Raw genomic sequence first — 15,926 nt, forward strand, 5'->3', positions numbered from 1 at the left:
GATAGTGTTATTCTCTGCGCGCTGTATGTACGGATGAGAATGACATGAAAATCCCCCCTCTAGTCAGTTACTTGGGCAAGTCTGTCGGCTTCGGTCTCACCGTGGCGGCTCTTCTGTTGCTGCTGTTTCCCAATTTCCGTGGCGGGGCCCAGCTGCCCGGCCTCATCACCAATGCCCGTGAACTGAGTTTCTCCTACGCCGCCCACCGCGCCGGGCCGGCGGTCGTCAACATCTATACCCGCAGCTTCGCCCGCAACCAGGGCAATCAGGCCGAGCTCAGGCCGCAGGGGCTCGGCTCCGGCGTCATCATGAGCCAGCGCGGCCACGTGCTGACCAACTATCACGTCATCGCCGATGCGGACCAGATCATCGTTGCGCTGCAGGATGGGCGGGTATTCAGCGCCGAGCTGGTCGGCTCCGATCAGCTGACCGATCTGGCGGTGCTCTACATCGAGTCGGACAATCTGCCGGTGATCCCGCAGGATCCGGAGCGCCTGCCCGACGTGGGTGACGTGGTGCTCGCCATCGGCAACCCCTACAACGTCGGCCAGACCATCACCCAGGGCATCATCAGCGCCACCGGCCGCATCGGCCTCTCCAGCATGGGCCCGGACAGCAACGGCCGGCAGGATCTGCTGCAAACCGACGCCGCCATCAACGAGGGCAACTCGGGGGGCGCCCTGGTCAATGCCCGCGGCGATCTGGTGGGCATCAACACCGCCGCCTACCACCTCAATGGCAACCAGGAGAGCTACGGCATCAGCTTCGCCATCCCCTACAAGCTGGCCAAGCGCATCATGGATGAGCTCATCGCCAACGGCCGGGTGATCCGCGGCTACCTCGGCATCTCCAGCGTCGAGATCAACCCCATCGTCGCCCGCATGATGAACCTGGGCGATCTGCGCGGCCTGGTGGTAGAGAGCCTGGATCCCAACGGTCCGGCCACCAGAGGCGGGTTGAAGCGGGGCGACGTGCTGCTCAAGATCAACGGCGAGGCCATCAGCGGCGTGCGTACCGCCATGGACAAGATCGTCGAGAGCCGGCCGGGCACCAAGCTCACCATCTCGGTGATCCGTGACGGCAAGCCGCTGGAGGTGGAGGTCACCATCGAAGAGGATCTGCGCTACCAGAACCGGGCCAGCGCGAGCGCCGCCACCGCCAGCTGATCCCGCCAATCCCCTTCGACAGGGGCGGTCAACCGCCCCTGTTTGCTTCTCCTACACTCCCCCATCCGTGAGGCGACTCACAGTTTCCAGCAAGCCTTGTCGGCCCGACTCGACGGGCCAAGTGCGCCCTCGATCACACAAAATCGGCCCCGATAGCAGCCCTTTTTCCCTCCACCCCACAAAAATCACCGTTTTCAGCCCAGGCGTGCGGGAATTTCCGCTTCGAATCGGAAAAACCGTGCCTCCTCTCTCCTCTACTGTCGGCTTAGGGTAGCGCTATCCCTTCTGCCAGCCTTGGAGAGCAGATCTTGCACACAGAGACCCATGACCAGAACCTGACCCCGGACAGCCCGGCGTTGCTGCGCCAGACCGACCACACGCTGGCGCGCATCCACACCCTGCTCGGCGAGCAGGGCATCCACCCCAACGAGGTACAGCGGCAGATGCTGGCCTCCCACGTCAAAGCCATGGTGTGGCGCTCCTACAGCGGTGAATCACTGCCGGAGGTGGATCTCAGCCTGTTCGAGGAGATCTCCCCCCTCTCCCTGCGCCTGGCCGAACAGGTCGTCGCCTGGCTGGACAATCTGGCCTATGAAGAGGCCCATCTGCTGTCCGTCCATTTCGAAGTTGCCAAAGAAAACGAACTCAGCTCAGTGAAAGGAGAAAGCTAAATGACAGCCATCAAACTCGTGATCGGTGATCGACTCGGCAAGGGCCAGAAAGTGGGGGCAGGCGCGGAAACCGCCGGCGCCAGCGTGACCATCATCCCCGGCATGGCCGCCGACATGAAGCTCGGTGACGTGATGAACAAGGAGCAGGCGGATCTCGGCATCTCCTTCTGCGGCAGCGGCGGCGCCGGTGCCATCACGGCCCAGACCAAGTACGGCTACAAGTGCCGCTACGGCATGCGCTCCATCGAAGAGGGCGTGACCGCCATCAACGAAGGGTGCGTGGTGCTGGGCTTCGGCTTCATGGACAAGGAAGAGCTGGGTCAGAAACTGATCGAAGCCTTCGCCAAGAAACACGGACGCGCCTGATGAAAGAGGACTTCACCACCCAGGTCATGGTCAACGGCAAGGGGTCGACTCGCCAGCAGGCGTTCGCCGCCGCCCTCAGCCAGGTGCAGCCAACGCTGCTCAAGGACAACCCGCGGGTGATGCTGCGCATCGAGCCGCTCGAGGTGCAGGTGCTCAAGGCCGAAGAGTCGGTCCGGGTGGAGAAGTTCCTGTTCTTCTTCCTGCCGCGCCAGCGCCGCGAATTTCGGGTCCAGCTGGCGATCACGGTCAAGGTCACCAGCCTGGATGCCGAGCAAGTGACGTTCACCCTAGTGTGACGCCGCCCGCGGGTACCACCCCACAAGAAGGATACGTTGGATGTTTCTAATCATATTTATCAAGTCACTCATCATCGGCGGCCTGGTAGGCGTCGGGGTGGGGGCCGGCGCGGCACGGATGTTCCATGCGCCGACCGTGCAGGGCATGGGAGCCTTCCGTACCCTGGGCGAGCTCAACTCCTGTGAAGGGGACCCCGCCTCCCACTTCTCGTTTGGTCTGGGCTTCTTCTTCAACGCCTGGGCTTCCACCGTGGCAGCCGGCGCCTTCACCCAGGATGTGGATCACCGCATCATTCCGCACTGGGCCACGGCGGCACTGCTGTTCAAGAACCGGGATCTTGCCACCACCCTGCACGACCCGAAGAAGATGGCCATTGCCGGCGGCATCATAGGTGCCATCGTGGTCGCCTTCCTCAACAGCACGGCCGCCGCCGTACCGGCCGCATTGCAGGTCACCGCGGTCAAGGTGCTGGTACCGGCCGCCAACCTGCTGGTCAACACCGTCATGCCGGTGATCTTCTGGCTGGCCGCCATCGAGGCGGGCAAGAAGTCCGGTTTCTGGGCCACCATCTTCGGCGGTCTGGCCCAGCTCATCATGGGCAACGCGGTACCGGGCCTGGTGCTCGGCATCCTGATCGGCAAGGGCGTGGAAGAGAGCGGCTGGAACCATGTCACCAAGGTGATGATGGCAGCCATCGTCCTGCTGTTCGTGCTGAGCGGTTTCTTCCGCGGCTTCGACATGAAACTCATCGAGTCCTTCCATCTGGGGGTTCCCCTGTGGCTGGAAAACGTCCATAACCTGCTCAGCGGCAAATAAGGGGTCACACCGTGGATGAGAAACTGAAAAACAACTTCTGGTACGCCGACTGGTCCTTCCCCATCTTTGTCGGCCTGCTGTCGGCCGGGGTCTTCGCCGGTACCCACATGTTCTACCTGTACGGGGTCGGCGCCTTCAACGAGGTGGCCTTCGTCGCCATGCTCAAGGCCGGCATGGACACCGGTGCCTATGGTGCGGTGGCGGCTTTCGGCGCCAGCTTCCTGTTTGCCCGCATCATCGAGGGCTCCCTGGTGGGGATCCTGGATATCGGCGGCGCCATCCAGACCGGGGTCGGCCTCGGCGTGCCCGCCCTGCTGCTGGGGGCCGGCATCGTCTATCCGGTGGAGAACTTCGGTGCCTCCCTGGCAACCGGCATGGGGATTGGTCTGGCCATCGGCTACGTGATCATCCTGGCACGCAAGTTCACCATCAATCAGAGCAACTCCACCTACGGCGCAGACGTCATGATGGGGGCTGGCAACAGCTCGGGCCGCTTCCTCGGCCCCTTAATCATCCTCTCCGCCATGGGCGCCTCGATTCCGATCGGCATCGGCTCTCTGCTGGGTGCGCTGCTGTTCTACGTGTGGGGCAAGCCCATCACCGGCGGTGCCATCCTGGGGGCCATGCTGCTCGGTACCTTCTTCCCGGTTGCGCTTGCATAACCATCCGCCGCCCTGCGGGGCGGCGCTCGAGAGGCCATCTAGCATGTACGACATCATCATCAGAGCGGGGCGCCAGGGAGATGGCCAGCTCGTCGATATCGCCGTCAGGGAGGGCAAGATAGCCGCCATCGGTACCCTGCCGGAGACGGCAGCAGCGCAGCAGATCCTGGATCTCGGGGGCCGGGTGCATGTGAGCGCCGGCTGGATCGACGGCCACACCCACTGCTATCCCGCTTCCCCCATCTATCACGATGAGCCGGACAAGGTGGGCGTGGAGTCCGGCGTCACCACCGTCATCGACGCCGGCAGCACCGGGGCCGACGACGTGGATGACTTCCAGCGTCTCGCCGCCGGCTGCAAGACCCGGGTGCACGCCCTGCTCAACATCTCCCGCATCGGCCTGCTGCGCCAGAACGAGCTGGCCGACAGCCGGGACCTCGATATGGATCTCGCCTCGGCGGCCATTGCCCGCCACCCCGGCTTCATCGTCGGCATCAAGGCGCGGATGAGCGGCAGCGTGGTGGGTGAGAACGGCCTGCAGCCGCTGCGCATGGCCAAGGCACTGCAACAGGCCCACGGTAGGCTGCCGCTGATGGTACACGTGGGCAACACGCCGCCGGATCTGGACGAGATTGTCGCCCTGCTGGGCGATGGCGATCTGCTGACCCACTGCTTCAACGGCAAGCCCAACCGTATCCTGACCCCGGCCGGTGAACTGCGCCAGGCGGTGCGTGAGGCGATGCAACGGGGCCTTTTGCTCGACATCGGCCACGGCGGCGCCAGTTTCAGTTTCGAGGTGGCGGAATTGGCCATTGCCCAGGGGATCCTGCCCCGCACCATCAGCTCCGACATCTACTGCAAGAACCGCATCAAGGGACCGGTCTACAGCCTGGCCCACGTGATGTCGAAATTTCTCGCCATCGGCATGACGCTGGAGCAGGTGCTGGCCTGCGTCACCCACCATGCCGCCGATGCCCTGCGCCTGCCCGGCAAGGGGCGACTCGAGGTGGGCGCCGCTGCCGATCTGACCCTGTTCGAGGTGAGCAGCGGCCCCACCCTCTTTACCGATACCGAAGCCGGCGCCCGCAATGGCGATCGGCAGTTGCTGCCCCTCGCCACCCTGGTCGGTGGCGAACTGGTTCTGACTCACTATGGGAAATCACACCATGCCTTCTGTGTATGAGAAATATCAGCTCAAACCGGTGATCAATGCCTCCGGACGCATGACCATTCTCGGCGTCTCCACCCCCGAACAGGAGGTGGTCGACGCGGTCAACTTCGGCCTCGGCCACTACTTCGAGGTGAAGGATCTGGTCAACAAGACCGGCGCCTACCTGGCCGGCTTGCTGGACGTGGAAGATGCGGTGGTGGTCTCCTGCGCCAGCGCCGGCATCGCCCAGTCGGTGGCCGCAGTGATAGTGCGCGGCGACCCCTACCGCCTCGAGCAGTTGCACGCCCATGCCCACAATGTGCCGAGCGAAATCGTGCTGCCCAAGGGACACAACGTCAACTTCGGCGCCCCGGTCGGCACCATGGTCAACCTGGGTGGCGGCAAGGTGGTGGAGGCCGGCTACGCCAACGAGTGCTCTGCCGCCCAGCTGGCCGCCGCCATCAATGCCAACACTGCAGCCATCCTCTACATCAAGTCCCACCACTGCGTGCAGAAGAGCATTCTGTCGGTGGCCGAGGCAGCCGAGGTGGCCAAGGCCCACAGGCTCCCGCTCATCGTTGATGCGGCGGCCGAGGAGGATCTGCGTCTCTACTACAACCAGGGGGCGGATCTGGTCATCTACAGCGGCGCCAAGGCCATCGAAGGGCCCACCAGCGGGCTGGTACTCGGCAAGCGCCAGTACGTGGAGTGGGTCAAGCAGCAGGCCAACGGCATCGGCCGTGCCATGAAGGTGGGCAAGGAGGGGATCCTCGGCCTCACCCACGCCATAGAGCGCTACCTGACCAAAGAGAAGGAGAGCGGCGCCGCCATGGTCGCCAAGATGACCCCCTTCATCGAGCGCCTCAACCAGTTGCCCGGCGTCAGCGCCAAGGTAGTGTGGGACAGCGCGGGGCGCGACATTGCCCGCACCGACATCGCCTTCGACCACCAGCAGCTCGGCATGACCACAGTGCAGGTCGTCGCCCGTCTGCAGCAAGGCACACCTGCCATCTACTGCCGTGGCTACAAGGCCAACGAGGGGCACATCGAGATAGACGTGCGCAGCGTCACCCTGCCCCAGCTCGACCAGATCCATGCCGCCATTGCCCACCTCGTTCAGGAGAACAACTGATGTCTTTGACTCCCAATTACTACCGCGATCGGGTCTGCCTCAACGTGCTGGCCGGCTCCCGACAGAATGCCGTCGACATTTATGAAGCCGCCGAGGGCCACGTGCTGGTCGGCGTGCTCTCCAAAAACTACCCGGATGTACCCTCCGCGGTGGCCGACATGCAGGCCTACGCCAAGCTTATCGACAACGCCCTCTCCATCGGGCTGGGAGCCGGCGATCCACGCCAGTCTGCCATGGTGGCCGAGCTGGCTCGCCAGCTGCAGCCCCAGCACGTCAACCAGGTGTTCACCGGGATCGGCGCCAGCCGGACACTGCTCGGCCAGTCTGACACCCTCGTCAATGGCCTTGTCTCCCCCACCGGCACCCCGGGGATGGTGAAGATCTCCACCGGTCCCCTGAGCAGCCAGCAGCCCGACGGCATCGTCCCCATCGACACCGCCATCGCCCTGCTCAAGGACATGGGCGGCAGCTCGGTCAAGTTCTTCCCCATGGGCGGACTGGCCTGCCGCGTCGAGTATCAGGCGGTGGCCGAGGCCTGCGCTCGCCACGGCTTCTGGCTGGAGCCCACCGGCGGCATCGATCTCGACAACTTCGAGGAGATAGTGCGGATTGCGCTGGATGCCGGGGTCGAGAAGGTGATCCCCCATATCTACAGCTCCATCATCGACAGCGCGAGCGGTCAGACCCGTCCCGAGGACGTGCGTACCCTGCTGACCACGGTGAAGCGGCTGTTGGCCTGACAACCCTCAGGCACCGGTCCGATCACTGACCGGTGCCTGGCTTGTTAATGACCCGCTTGTTAACATCGATTTTTCATTCCGCGACAGGAGTCCGTTCCCCCCTCATGATCAAGCTGCCCCACCCCAGACTCCATCAACTGCTCACCCTGCTCCACGCCGAACCGCTGCCGCAGGAGGAGCTGGCCCGCCGCCTCAATGTCTCCACCCGCACCGTGCGCACCGACGTGGCGACCCTGAACGAACTCATCGCCACCCGGGGCGCCCACCTGATCCACCAGCGCGGCAGCGGCTACCAGCTCAAGATCTACAATCAGGAACTGTTCGCGGCGCTGCTGGTGGCCCAGGAGCAGGAGAGCGGACTGCCTCGTACCAGCCGCGAGCGGGTGCTGCACCTGCAGATCCTGTTGTTGACGGCGGAGCAGAGCATCAAGCTCGACGAGCTGGCGGACACCTGGTATCTGAGCCGGGCGGCACTGCAGGGGGACATGGCGGAAGTACGGGAGCGGCTCGCCCACTTCGGACTCGCCATCGACAGCAAACCCAGGCAGGGGATGCGGATCCAGGGGGCGAGACGGCCATCCGCGCCTGCCTCACCCAACTGCTCTATCAGGAACTGCTGCACAGCAACCCGCTGCAGAGCCTGCTGCCCAACCTCTGTCCCAGCAAGACGCTGGAGGTAGTGGGCAATCACATCCACGAGCAGCTCGGCCGTCATCAGCTGCGCCTGGCCGACGAGAGTCTGCAGCAGCTCGCCATCTACTGCGCCGTCGCCCTGCTGCGCCAGGCGGCCGGCCACGAGCAGCGCCAATTCACCAGCGAGGATCTCACGGCGCCTCTGTTGGCGGTTGCCCGCGATATCTATGGCGAGCTGCCGACCCTGACCCCGCCGGGGGAGGAGGAGATAGCCTGCCTCGCCATCCAGATCCAGGCCCGCCTCACCGCCGATGCTCCCCAGCTCAGCCCGGCCATGGCGGCCGAGAGCGAACAGCTGGTGGAGCATCTGCTGGCCTACATCCACCAGCACTACCCCTATGACCTGCGCGGCGATCTGCAACTGCGGGCCGACCTGCAGACCCATATCAGCGCCATGCTGCTGCGGGTCAAATACCAAATCGGCAGCCACAATCCGCTGGCGGACCACATCAAGCAGTACTATCCCCTCGCCTATGACATCACGCTGGCGGCCATCTCGGAGTGGATCAGGCAGACTCCCTATCGGCTGACCCACCACGAGATAGGCTATCTGGTGATCCACATCGGTGTCGGACTGGAACGTCACTACGACATCGGTTACACCCGCCGCCCCCAGGCGCTGCTGCTATGCGATGCGGGCAACGCCACCTTCCGGGTGCTGGAGGCCCGCATCAAGCGGGAGTATCCCCAGTTGCAGCTGACCATGCTGGAGTCGGTACGGGATTACGAAGGGCTGGCGCGGATCGAGCAGGATTTCGTCATCAGCACCGTCAAGGCCGGCGAGAAGAACGTGCCCGTGGTGCAGGTCGCCCCCTTCCCGACCCAGTACCAGCTGGAGCAGCTCGGCAAGCTGGTGCTGGTCGATCGCACCCGCCCCTACCTGCTCGACAAGTACTTCGATGCCGACCACTTCATGGTGGTCACCGAGCCGCTCAGCCAGGCGGCGCTGTTTGATCGCATCTGCAGCCAGCTGGAGGCGGAGGAGCTGGTGGAGAGCAGCTTTCGGGGATCATTGCAGGAGCGGGAGCGGATCGTCTCCACCATGCTGGGGGACGGCATCGCCCTGCCCCACTCCCTCGGCCTGCTGGCGCGCCGGACGCTGGTCTATACCGTGCTGGCCCCGCAGGGGATCGACTGGGGCAACGGCGAGAGCGCCACCCTCGTCTTCGTGCTGGCCATCGCCAAGGCCGACTACGAAGAGGCCATGGGGCTCTATGACCTGTTCCTGGCACTGATGAACGAAAAAGCCAGCAGGAGTCTGCTGGCTTGTCGGGATTTTGCCGCCTTCAAGGCGCTGGCACGCAGCGCACCTTGAGCATGCCGAGGTGCGTTACTCCTCGTTGAAGCCCGAGGTGAACAGCGCCACCACGGCGGCCAGGGCCTCCACTTCCTCGGGCCCCTCCACCTGAACTTCCACCTGCTTGCCCTGGGCGGAGTCCAGCATCAACAGGCCGATCACGCTGTCCGCGTCGGCTTCGACCCCCTCTTCGTTGCGCAGCAACACGTGGGCATCGAACCCCTGCACCAGCTCGAACAGCATCATGGCCGGTCTGGCATGCATGCCCAGTTTGTTTTTCACTTCCACCGAGGCTGAGACGGTCATCTGATCTTCCTATTGGTCCATCAAAATTGCGGCGCACTCTTGTCGAGGGTGCGGTGGCGGATCTGGACGTTCTTGCCCAGCAGGCGGAAGGCGCCGGCCAGCTGCTCGGCAATGAACACCGATCTGTGCTGGCCACCGGTGCAACCGATACCGACTGTCACATAGCTGCGATTGTTGCGCTCCAGATGGGGCAACCAGGTCGCCAGCATGTTCTCGATCTGCAGGATGAACTGCATCACGTCAGGCTGGCTGGAGAGGTAGCGGGCCACCGGTTCATCCTTGCCGGTGAAGGGCTTGAGCTCGGGGATCCAGTGCGGATTTGGCAGGAAGCGGGCGTCAAACACGAAGTCGGCATCCTTGGGAATGCCGTACTTGAAGCCGAACGACTCGAACACCAGCACCAGCTCGTTCTCCTTCTTGCCGAGCACCCGGGTCTTGATGAGCTCGCTCAGGTCGTGAATGCTGAGGTTGGTGGTATCGATGCGCAGGTCGGCCGTCGAGGAGAGCGGCGCCAGCAGGTGGGTCTCTTCCCGAATCGCCTCGTCCAGCGACAACTGATTGCGTGACAAGGGGTGCAGCCGGCGGCTCTCGCCGTAGCGCTTGAGCAGGGTGGAGTTTTCCGCATCGAAGAAGAAGCTCGAGAACTCCACCCGCCCCTCGTTGCGAACCTGGGCCAGCAGGGTTTCCAGCTTGTCCGGGCTCGCCGGCAGGTTGCGCACGTCGATGCTGACCGCCAGCTTGTCATACTGGCTCTCGACCGAGACGATCAGCTGGGGCAGCAGGTTGACCGGCAGGTTATCCACGCAGTAATAACCGAGATCCTCCAGCACACGCAGGGCAACTGTCTTGCCCGAGCCGGAGCGCCCACTCACCACTATTAATTGCATCTTGTTCCCTCACCGCTTGGCGTCATTGCAAGGGCCTGCATCTCAGGCCGATGTCATGATCTGATAGAGTTCTTCGTCGCTGGTTGCCTGGCGCAACTGGCGGCATACCGCCTTGTCGCCCAGTTTGGATGCCATCAGGGAAAGGGTCTTGAGGTGCTGCTTGCACTCGCTTTCCGGCACCAGCAGGGCGAACAGCAGGTCAACCGGTTGATTGTCGATGGAATCGAAGGGGATCGGCTCTGCGAAGGTCATCAGGATGGCGGTCGGCGGAAACTCGTCGCCGATCCGGCCGTGGGGAATGGCGATACCGGCACCGATCCCGGTACTGCCCATTTTTTCTCGCGCCAGCAGGCACTCAAAGAGCACCTGACGAGAGGTCCCCAGACGCTCAGCGGCTAACTCGCTGATGATCTCCAGGGCGCGTTTCTTGCTGGTACAAGGGACCGCACTTTTGGTGCAGTCCCGACTCAGTATGTGTTCAAGTTGCATGGTTATTTTTGATTTAACTTATCTTTGTGCTTGATGATCTGCCGATCCAGCTTGTCCAGCAGGGTATCAATCGCAGCGTACATGTCGGCATGCTGCGAATTGGCGAACACCTCACCCCCGCTGACATGCAGCTTGGCTTCGGCGATCTGGTTCAGTTTTTCTACGCTCAACACCACATGAACATTGTTGATGTGGTCAAAGTGACGCTCGAGTTTGGCAAATTTGTTGTTCACATAATCACGCAGAGCTTCGGTGATCTCGACATGGTGTCCGGTCAGGTTAATTTGCATAACGTCTTCCTTTTGTTTTGCCTAAACCAGGCGTTTGCGCTGATTGGATGGCGGGATCAACAAGGATTCACGGTACTTTGCGATCGTGCGTCTCGCCACCATAATACCCTGTTCGGCCAGCAAATCCGCGATCTTGCTATCACTTAGCGGCTTGGCGGGATTCTCCGCCGTCACCAGCTTCTTGATGAGCGCGCGAATTGCGGTCGATGAGCACTCTCCTCCTCCCTCCGTGTTGACATGACTGGAGAAAAAAAACTTCAGTTCGAAGATGCCGCGCGGCGTATGCATGTACTTCTGGGTTGTGACCCGCGAGATGGTCGACTCGTGCATCTCCACCGCTTCGGCGATGTCGTTGAGCACCATGGGTTTCATGGCCTCTTCACCGTATTCGAAAAAGCCCTGCTGCTGCTCGACGATACAGCTGGCCACCTTGAGCAGGGTGTCGTTGCGGCTCTCCAGGCTCTTGATGAACCACTTGGCTTCCTGCAGGTGGGAACGGATGAACTGGGTATCCTGGCTGGTACGAGCCTGACGGGCCATGGCGGCATAGGTCTCGTTGACCCGGATGCGCGGGGCCGAGTCCGGGTTGAGCTCGACCACCCACTTGTTACCCTTCTTGACCACGGAAACATCCGGGATCACATACTGGGATTCACTCTGGATGACGCCGTTGCCAGGCCTCGGCTCCAGCTGCTGGATCAAATCCAGCACTTCCTTGAGGTCGCTCTCCTTGAGCCGGGTCTTGCGAGCCAAGGTGCGGTAGTCGCGATTGCCGAGCAAGTCCATGTGCTCGAGGATCACCTCCTTGGCCTCGTTCAGCCAGGGCAGGTCGGGGGAGTATTGGCCCAGCTGGATCAGCAGGCACTCCTGTACCGAGCGGGCGGCAATGCCGACCGGATCGAAGTGCTGCACCCGCTTGAGCACCGCCTCCACTTCATCGAGCTCCACCTCGACATCCTCGCTGCTTACCGCAGTCTGGATATCTTCCAGCGATACCGTCAGGTAACCGGATTCGTCGATGGCGTCGATGATGGCGAGGGCGATGGCGGCATCCACGTCGCTAAACGGCGTCAGGCGCATCTGCCACAGCAGATAATCCTGCAGGTTTTCGGTGGTTTCGCCCTGATAGATGCTGTCTTCACCGTCGTGGATCGGGCCCGCGCTCTGGGCCGTGCCGGCCGAGTAGACCTCTTCCCAGGTAGTATCTACCGGCAGTTCGTCCGGCATGTTGTCCTGGGACATGGCATCGCTGGAGTCGAGTTGGCTGGCATCGACCGGCTCTTCCGGGCTGGTCTCCTGCACATCATTTTCCTCTTGCTCCAGCAAGGGGTTGTTGTCGAGCGCTTGCTGAATTTCCTGCTGGAGTTCCAGAGTGGAGAGCTGGAGCAGACGAATCGCTTGTTGTAATTGCGGCGTCATGGTCAGGGACTGGCCGAGACGCAACTGTAATGTCGGCTTCATCTACGTCGGGATATCCTTATGTTCAGCGAGGCAGTCGTCACAGGAAATGAAGAGATGCCCCCTTACTATAGACTGAATTGATCGCCCAAATAGACGCGCTTGACCTGTTCGTCGGCCAGTATGTCGGCCGGTGCACCTTCGGCAATCATCTTGCCGTGGCTGACGATATAGGCCTTCTCACATACGTCCAGAGTCTCTCTGACGTTGTGGTCGGTGATCAAGACGCCCAGGCCTCTATCTTTGAGATGCTGGATGATCTTCTTGATGTCTATCACAGAAATGGGGTCGACCCCGGCAAAGGGTTCATCCAGCAGGATAAAACGCGGCTCGGCAGCCAGTGCCCGGGCGATCTCGACCCGGCGCCGCTCCCCGCCCGACAGGCTCTGCCCCAGGCTGTCACGGATATGGGTGATGTTGAACTCTTCCAGCAGTTGCTGGACCTTGTCCTCCCGCTCTTCGCGGCTCAATCCCTTGCGAGTCTGCATGACCCCCATCAGGTTGTCGAACACCGACAGGCGACGGAAGATGGAGGCCTCCTGCGGCAGATAGCCGATGCCGTTGCGGGCGCGGATATGCATGGGCTGCAGGCTGATGTCCTGATCATCGATGGTGATGAGGCCGGCATCGCTCTGCACCAGCCCCACTATCATGTAGAAGGAGGTGGTCTTGCCGGCGCCGTTCGGGCCTAACAGCCCGACGATCTGGCCGGTCCCCACTTCCAGGCTCACATCGCTCACTACCATGCGGCGCTTGTAACTTTTTTGCAGGCCGGCTGCTTTCAACACTGCCATGGTTTATTTTCCCTGCTTCTTCTGATCGGCCGGCTTGTCGAAATTCTCTACCTGATCCGGCAGGAACACCGTCTTGACCCGCTGGTTCGGGGTCTTGCTCTCGGCAATCATCTTCTGTTTGACGATGTCGTAACGGATCAAGTCGCCATTGACCTGGCTATCTTCCTGCTTGAGCTGACCGTTGCCAGTGATGGTCACCAACCGGTTCTTCAGCTCATAGCGGATGCTGTTGCCATGGGCATTGACCGGCTTGCCGTTGTCCAAGATCTGGAAGAAGGTGGCAGGCTTGCCATAGGCCGTCATCACCTCGGCACCTTTCTCGCCGGAGCGGATCACCACCACCTTGTCCGCCTTGATCTTGATGGTGCCCTGAGTGATGGTCACATCCTGCTCGAAGGTGATGCGGTTGTCCTGCATCTCGGCCACCTGCTTGACCGCATCCACATAGACCTTCTCGGCAAAGTCGGACTCTTTGGCGCTCACGGTGCCGCACAGCAGCAGAGCCGCGAGGGCCAGATTAGCGTTTTTCATTGAAATAGATGGCATGGCCCTGATCCAGTAATTCAAAATATTTGCGTTCCAGATGACCCTTCAGGCCGACGCCCTCGGTCTGGAAATCCTTACCCACTATGCTGACCTGCTGATTGCTTCTCACGTTCTGGGTCACCAGATCCAGCTCCAGATAGGGGGTATCCAGCGTGGAGATGAAAGAGGTGGGCAGCAAGCCGTCCAGATGCACCTTGTCCCGCAGGATCACGTTGTCATCGGTGTTGAGCACGCCGGTATCGGCAGTGACCTTCCACTCGGGCTCGCCCTGCTTGTCGAACATGTAGACCACCGGCTTGTCAAAAGTGGCCTGCTCGAGGATCTGGTAGTACTCCGCGTAGCGGGACTCCAGCCGCTCGGTGCGACGGCCTTCGACATCGAAGCGGGTCGTCACCAGATTTTTGGCGGTAAAGTCCGGCTGATAATTCTCCACCTTGGTGGTCGGCTCCGGCGCCAGTTCGATGTCGCCGAGCTGCCAGGCCGCCAGCGCAACCAGGAACAGCAGGGCGAACAACAGGGTCTGTCTGCTCATACCGAGGCCTCTGGCTGATAGTCACCCAGCCCCTGGGCCTGCAAAATGAGATCGCACACCTCGCGCACCGCGCCAACACCGCCGGCCAGCCGTGTCACCATGTCGGCCCGCGCCAGCACCAGCGGATGGGCATCGGCCACGGCGATGCCGAGGCCACAGGCCTGCATCACCGGCAGATCGATGGTGTCATCGCCGATGTAGGCCGCCTGCTCGGGGGTCAGTGCCAGCTTGGTCAGCAGCGCCTCGAAATGAGGCAGCTTCTGATCCGCCCCCTGCACCAGGTGCTGCACCCCCAGGCTCTTCATCCGATCGCTGACGATGCGGGAGTTGCGCCCGGTGATGATAGCAATCTCGATCCCGGCGTTGAGCAGCGCGCGCATACCGGCACCGTCGCGGGTACAGAAGGTCTTCAGCTCTTCGCCGTCATTTCCCATGTAGATGAGGCCGTTGGAGAGCACTCCGTCCACATCGCACACCAGCAGGCGGATCTGCGCCGCCTTCTCAAACTGGCTGCGCGTCACCGGACCATAGAGGGTCGGTACGTTTTGCATCAAATTACTCCGGCTTTCAGCAGGTCATGCATGTTGAAGGCACCCAGCGGGCGCTTGTCGCCATCCACAACCAGTAATCCGTTGATTTTTCTGGTTTCCATCAGTTTGACGGCCTCGGCTGCCATCATCTCTGGTCCCACGGTAACACAGTTGACCGTCATCACGCGGCTGATCGGGGTGTGGTGGATATCCACCTGCAAATCCAGAATGCGGCGCAGGTCGCCGTCGGTGAACAGGCCGGCCAGGCGGCCATCGGCATCGGCCACGGCCGTCATGCCGAGCCCCTTGCGGCTCACTTCCAGCAGTGCCTGGCTGATGGTGGCATCTATCCCCACCTGGGGCAACAACTCGCCGCTGTGCATCAGATCGCCGACCCGCAGCAGCAGTCGCTTGCCAAGGGAACCACCCGGGTGAGAGAGGGCGAAATCGTCGGCGGTAAAGCCGCGGGCCTCCAGCAGGGCCACCGCCAGCGCATCGCCCATCACCAGGGTCGCTGTGGTACTGGATGTGGGTGCCAGCCCCAGCGGGCAGGCTTCTTTCTCTACCTTGATGCACAGGTGCACGTTGGCCTCTTTCGCCATGGTGGAGGCCGGGTTGCCGGTCATGCAGATGAGCGGGATGCCGCGGCGCTTGAGCACCGGCAACAGGGCCAGGATCTCGTCGCTCTCGCCGGAGTTGGAGATGGCGATGATGAGATCGCCGCCGGAGATCATCCCCAGATCGCCGTGGCTGGCTTCACCCGGATGGAGGAAGAAGGCGGGAGTGCCGGTGCTGGCCAGGGTGGCCGCAATCTTGCTTCCGACATGACCTGACTTGCCCATGCCGGTGACCACTATCTTGCCACTGCAACGCAGTATCATCTCGCACGCCTGATCGAAGGCATCGTTCAGGTACTGGTAGAGTCCATCAATCGCTTGTTTCTCGATGTCCAGCACGGTACGGGCGCTGCGACGAAAATCGAACAGTTCAGACACTTTTTCAGACTTTACAGACATAAAAGCACAGCTCCGGGCTGAAATTTGCTGCGGGATTATAAAAAAGTCTGTCGAGATAAGCGAATCGGATACTTCCCGACCTGAAAAG

19 protein-coding genes and 1 pseudogene are annotated in these 15,926 nt (G+C 62.0%); 10 read left to right on the top strand and 10 right to left on the bottom strand.

The genetic code is table 11. From position 1 onward, the window contains the following. Window positions 1–44 precede the first annotated feature (44 nt). The 10 genes and pseudogenes from degS (at window position 45) to E5E97_RS02335 (ending at window position 9,008) form a co-directional block, all read left to right on the top strand. Window positions 45–1,166 (top strand): outer membrane-stress sensor serine endopeptidase DegS, encoded by a 1,122-nt coding sequence (degS, locus tag E5E97_RS02290; protein WP_011707601.1) that lies wholly within the window; start codon window positions 45–47, stop codon window positions 1,164–1,166. Between the two features lie 308 nt (window positions 1,167–1,474). Beyond that, entirely contained in the window at window positions 1,475–1,837 is a 363-nt protein-coding gene (locus E5E97_RS02295) for a transcriptional regulator (RefSeq protein ID WP_045788893.1), read from the top strand. Then, the gene (locus E5E97_RS02300) at window positions 1,838–2,203 is read left to right on the top strand and encodes a glycine-rich SFCGS family protein (protein WP_011707603.1); all 366 of its coding nucleotides are present in this window, start codon (window positions 1,838–1,840) and stop codon (window positions 2,201–2,203) included. Further along, the gene (locus tag E5E97_RS02305) at window positions 2,203–2,499 is read left to right on the top strand and encodes a DUF4312 family protein (RefSeq protein WP_171279823.1); all 297 of its coding nucleotides are present in this window, start codon (window positions 2,203–2,205) and stop codon (window positions 2,497–2,499) included. Before E5E97_RS02300 ends, E5E97_RS02305 begins: the two co-directional genes overlap by 1 nt. A gap of 40 nt (window positions 2,500–2,539) precedes the next feature. Continuing rightward, the gene (locus E5E97_RS02310) at window positions 2,540–3,316 is read left to right on the top strand and encodes a DUF4311 domain-containing protein (RefSeq protein WP_016352193.1); all 777 of its coding nucleotides are present in this window, start codon (window positions 2,540–2,542) and stop codon (window positions 3,314–3,316) included. An 11-nt stretch (window positions 3,317–3,327) separates the two neighbouring features. Next, window positions 3,328–3,978, top strand: coding sequence for a DUF4310 family protein (locus E5E97_RS02315; protein WP_011707606.1), 651 nt, complete (start codon window positions 3,328–3,330; stop codon window positions 3,976–3,978). A 43-nt stretch (window positions 3,979–4,021) separates the two neighbouring features. Continuing rightward, window positions 4,022–5,161: an amidohydrolase/deacetylase family metallohydrolase gene (locus E5E97_RS02320; protein WP_171279824.1), complete on the top strand. Its 1,140-nt coding sequence runs from the start codon at window positions 4,022–4,024 to the stop codon at window positions 5,159–5,161. Next, a complete protein-coding gene (locus E5E97_RS02325) occupies window positions 5,145–6,260 on the top strand; it encodes a DgaE family pyridoxal phosphate-dependent ammonia lyase (protein ID WP_118880246.1) in 1,116 nt (371 codons plus the stop codon). The genes E5E97_RS02320 and E5E97_RS02325 overlap by 17 nt, the downstream gene beginning before the upstream one ends. Then, window positions 6,260–7,000: a KDGP aldolase family protein gene (locus E5E97_RS02330; RefSeq protein WP_118880245.1), complete on the top strand. Its 741-nt coding sequence runs from the start codon at window positions 6,260–6,262 to the stop codon at window positions 6,998–7,000. Before E5E97_RS02325 ends, E5E97_RS02330 begins: the two co-directional genes overlap by 1 nt. A 104-nt stretch (window positions 7,001–7,104) precedes the next feature. Further along, window positions 7,105–9,008, top strand: a pseudogene (locus E5E97_RS02335) (transcription antiterminator). Between the two features lie 15 nt (window positions 9,009–9,023). Here E5E97_RS02335 and npr read toward each other — a convergent pair. From npr to E5E97_RS02385, 10 genes are all read right to left on the bottom strand, one after another. Then, on the bottom strand, window positions 9,024–9,296 hold the full coding sequence (npr, locus tag E5E97_RS02340; protein ID WP_005305943.1) for a PTS phosphocarrier protein NPr: 273 nt from the start codon (window positions 9,294–9,296) through the stop codon (window positions 9,024–9,026). Window positions 9,297–9,316: 20 nt separating this feature from the next. Beyond that, the gene (gene rapZ, locus E5E97_RS02345) at window positions 9,317–10,183 is read right to left on the bottom strand and encodes an RNase adapter RapZ (protein ID WP_011707611.1); all 867 of its coding nucleotides are present in this window, start codon (window positions 10,181–10,183) and stop codon (window positions 9,317–9,319) included. A gap of 42 nt (window positions 10,184–10,225) precedes the next feature. Beyond that, window positions 10,226–10,672, bottom strand: coding sequence for a PTS IIA-like nitrogen regulatory protein PtsN (ptsN, locus tag E5E97_RS02350; RefSeq protein WP_005305951.1), 447 nt, complete (start codon window positions 10,670–10,672; stop codon window positions 10,226–10,228). 2 nt (window positions 10,673–10,674) lie between these two features. Beyond that, the gene (gene hpf, locus E5E97_RS02355; protein ID WP_005305957.1) at window positions 10,675–10,962 is read right to left on the bottom strand and encodes a ribosome hibernation promoting factor; all 288 of its coding nucleotides are present in this window, start codon (window positions 10,960–10,962) and stop codon (window positions 10,675–10,677) included. Window positions 10,963–10,983: 21 nt separating this feature from the next. Beyond that, window positions 10,984–12,423, bottom strand: a complete 1,440-nt coding sequence (locus E5E97_RS02360) for an RNA polymerase factor sigma-54 (protein ID WP_011707612.1) — start codon at window positions 12,421–12,423, stop codon at window positions 10,984–10,986. Between the two features lie 65 nt (window positions 12,424–12,488). After that, the gene (lptB, locus tag E5E97_RS02365) at window positions 12,489–13,214 is read right to left on the bottom strand and encodes an LPS export ABC transporter ATP-binding protein (protein ID WP_011707613.1); all 726 of its coding nucleotides are present in this window, start codon (window positions 13,212–13,214) and stop codon (window positions 12,489–12,491) included. 3 nt (window positions 13,215–13,217) lie between these two features. Beyond that, window positions 13,218–13,745 carry a lipopolysaccharide transport periplasmic protein LptA gene (gene lptA / locus E5E97_RS02370; protein ID WP_016352198.1) on the bottom strand — a complete coding sequence of 176 codons (528 nt, stop codon included), beginning with the start codon at window positions 13,743–13,745 and terminating at the stop codon, window positions 13,218–13,220. Further along, window positions 13,732–14,292: an LPS export ABC transporter periplasmic protein LptC gene (gene lptC, locus E5E97_RS02375; protein ID WP_016352199.1), complete on the bottom strand. Its 561-nt coding sequence runs from the start codon at window positions 14,290–14,292 to the stop codon at window positions 13,732–13,734. Before lptC ends, lptA begins: the two co-directional genes overlap by 14 nt. Further along, on the bottom strand, window positions 14,289–14,843 hold the full coding sequence (kdsC, locus tag E5E97_RS02380) for a 3-deoxy-manno-octulosonate-8-phosphatase KdsC (RefSeq protein ID WP_060390588.1): 555 nt from the start codon (window positions 14,841–14,843) through the stop codon (window positions 14,289–14,291). The genes lptC and kdsC overlap by 4 nt, the downstream gene beginning before the upstream one ends. Then, window positions 14,843–15,838, bottom strand: a complete 996-nt coding sequence (locus E5E97_RS02385; protein ID WP_017409369.1) for a KpsF/GutQ family sugar-phosphate isomerase — start codon at window positions 15,836–15,838, stop codon at window positions 14,843–14,845. The genes kdsC and E5E97_RS02385 overlap by 1 nt, the downstream gene beginning before the upstream one ends. Window positions 15,839–15,926 lie beyond the last annotated feature (88 nt).

The organism is Aeromonas sp. 2692-1 (genome assembly GCF_013085505.1).
GTDB lineage: Bacteria > Pseudomonadota > Gammaproteobacteria > Enterobacterales > Aeromonadaceae > Aeromonas > Aeromonas hydrophila.

What these genes read in the sequence shown, in the direction of transcription:
- E5E97_RS02305 (WP_171279823.1), top strand. Translation starts at nt 2,203, where the DNA reads ATGAAAGAGGACTTCACCACCCAGGTCATGGTCAACGGCAAGGGGTCG.
- lptB (WP_011707613.1), bottom strand. Translation starts at nt 13,214, where the DNA reads ATGGCAGTGTTGAAAGCAGCCGGCCTGCAAAAAAGTTACAAGCGCCGC.
- hpf (WP_005305957.1), bottom strand. Translation starts at nt 10,962, where the DNA reads ATGCAAATTAACCTGACCGGACACCATGTCGAGATCACCGAAGCTCTG.
- lptA (WP_016352198.1), bottom strand. Translation starts at nt 13,745, where the DNA reads ATGAAAAACGCTAATCTGGCCCTCGCGGCTCTGCTGCTGTGCGGCACC.
- degS (WP_011707601.1), top strand. Translation starts at nt 45, where the DNA reads ATGAAAATCCCCCCTCTAGTCAGTTACTTGGGCAAGTCTGTCGGCTTC.
- npr (WP_005305943.1), bottom strand. Translation starts at nt 9,296, where the DNA reads ATGACCGTCTCAGCCTCGGTGGAAGTGAAAAACAAACTGGGCATGCAT.
- E5E97_RS02300 (WP_011707603.1), top strand. Translation starts at nt 1,838, where the DNA reads ATGACAGCCATCAAACTCGTGATCGGTGATCGACTCGGCAAGGGCCAG.
- rapZ (WP_011707611.1), bottom strand. Translation starts at nt 10,183, where the DNA reads ATGCAATTAATAGTGGTGAGTGGGCGCTCCGGCTCGGGCAAGACAGTT.
- E5E97_RS02310 (WP_016352193.1), top strand. Translation starts at nt 2,540, where the DNA reads ATGTTTCTAATCATATTTATCAAGTCACTCATCATCGGCGGCCTGGTA.
- E5E97_RS02330 (WP_118880245.1), top strand. Translation starts at nt 6,260, where the DNA reads ATGTCTTTGACTCCCAATTACTACCGCGATCGGGTCTGCCTCAACGTG.
- kdsC (WP_060390588.1), bottom strand. Translation starts at nt 14,843, where the DNA reads ATGCAAAACGTACCGACCCTCTATGGTCCGGTGACGCGCAGCCAGTTT.
- E5E97_RS02360 (WP_011707612.1), bottom strand. Translation starts at nt 12,423, where the DNA reads ATGAAGCCGACATTACAGTTGCGTCTCGGCCAGTCCCTGACCATGACG.
- E5E97_RS02325 (WP_118880246.1), top strand. Translation starts at nt 5,145, where the DNA reads ATGCCTTCTGTGTATGAGAAATATCAGCTCAAACCGGTGATCAATGCC.
- lptC (WP_016352199.1), bottom strand. Translation starts at nt 14,292, where the DNA reads ATGAGCAGACAGACCCTGTTGTTCGCCCTGCTGTTCCTGGTTGCGCTG.
- E5E97_RS02385 (WP_017409369.1), bottom strand. Translation starts at nt 15,838, where the DNA reads ATGTCTGTAAAGTCTGAAAAAGTGTCTGAACTGTTCGATTTTCGTCGC.
- ptsN (WP_005305951.1), bottom strand. Translation starts at nt 10,672, where the DNA reads ATGCAACTTGAACACATACTGAGTCGGGACTGCACCAAAAGTGCGGTC.
- E5E97_RS02320 (WP_171279824.1), top strand. Translation starts at nt 4,022, where the DNA reads ATGTACGACATCATCATCAGAGCGGGGCGCCAGGGAGATGGCCAGCTC.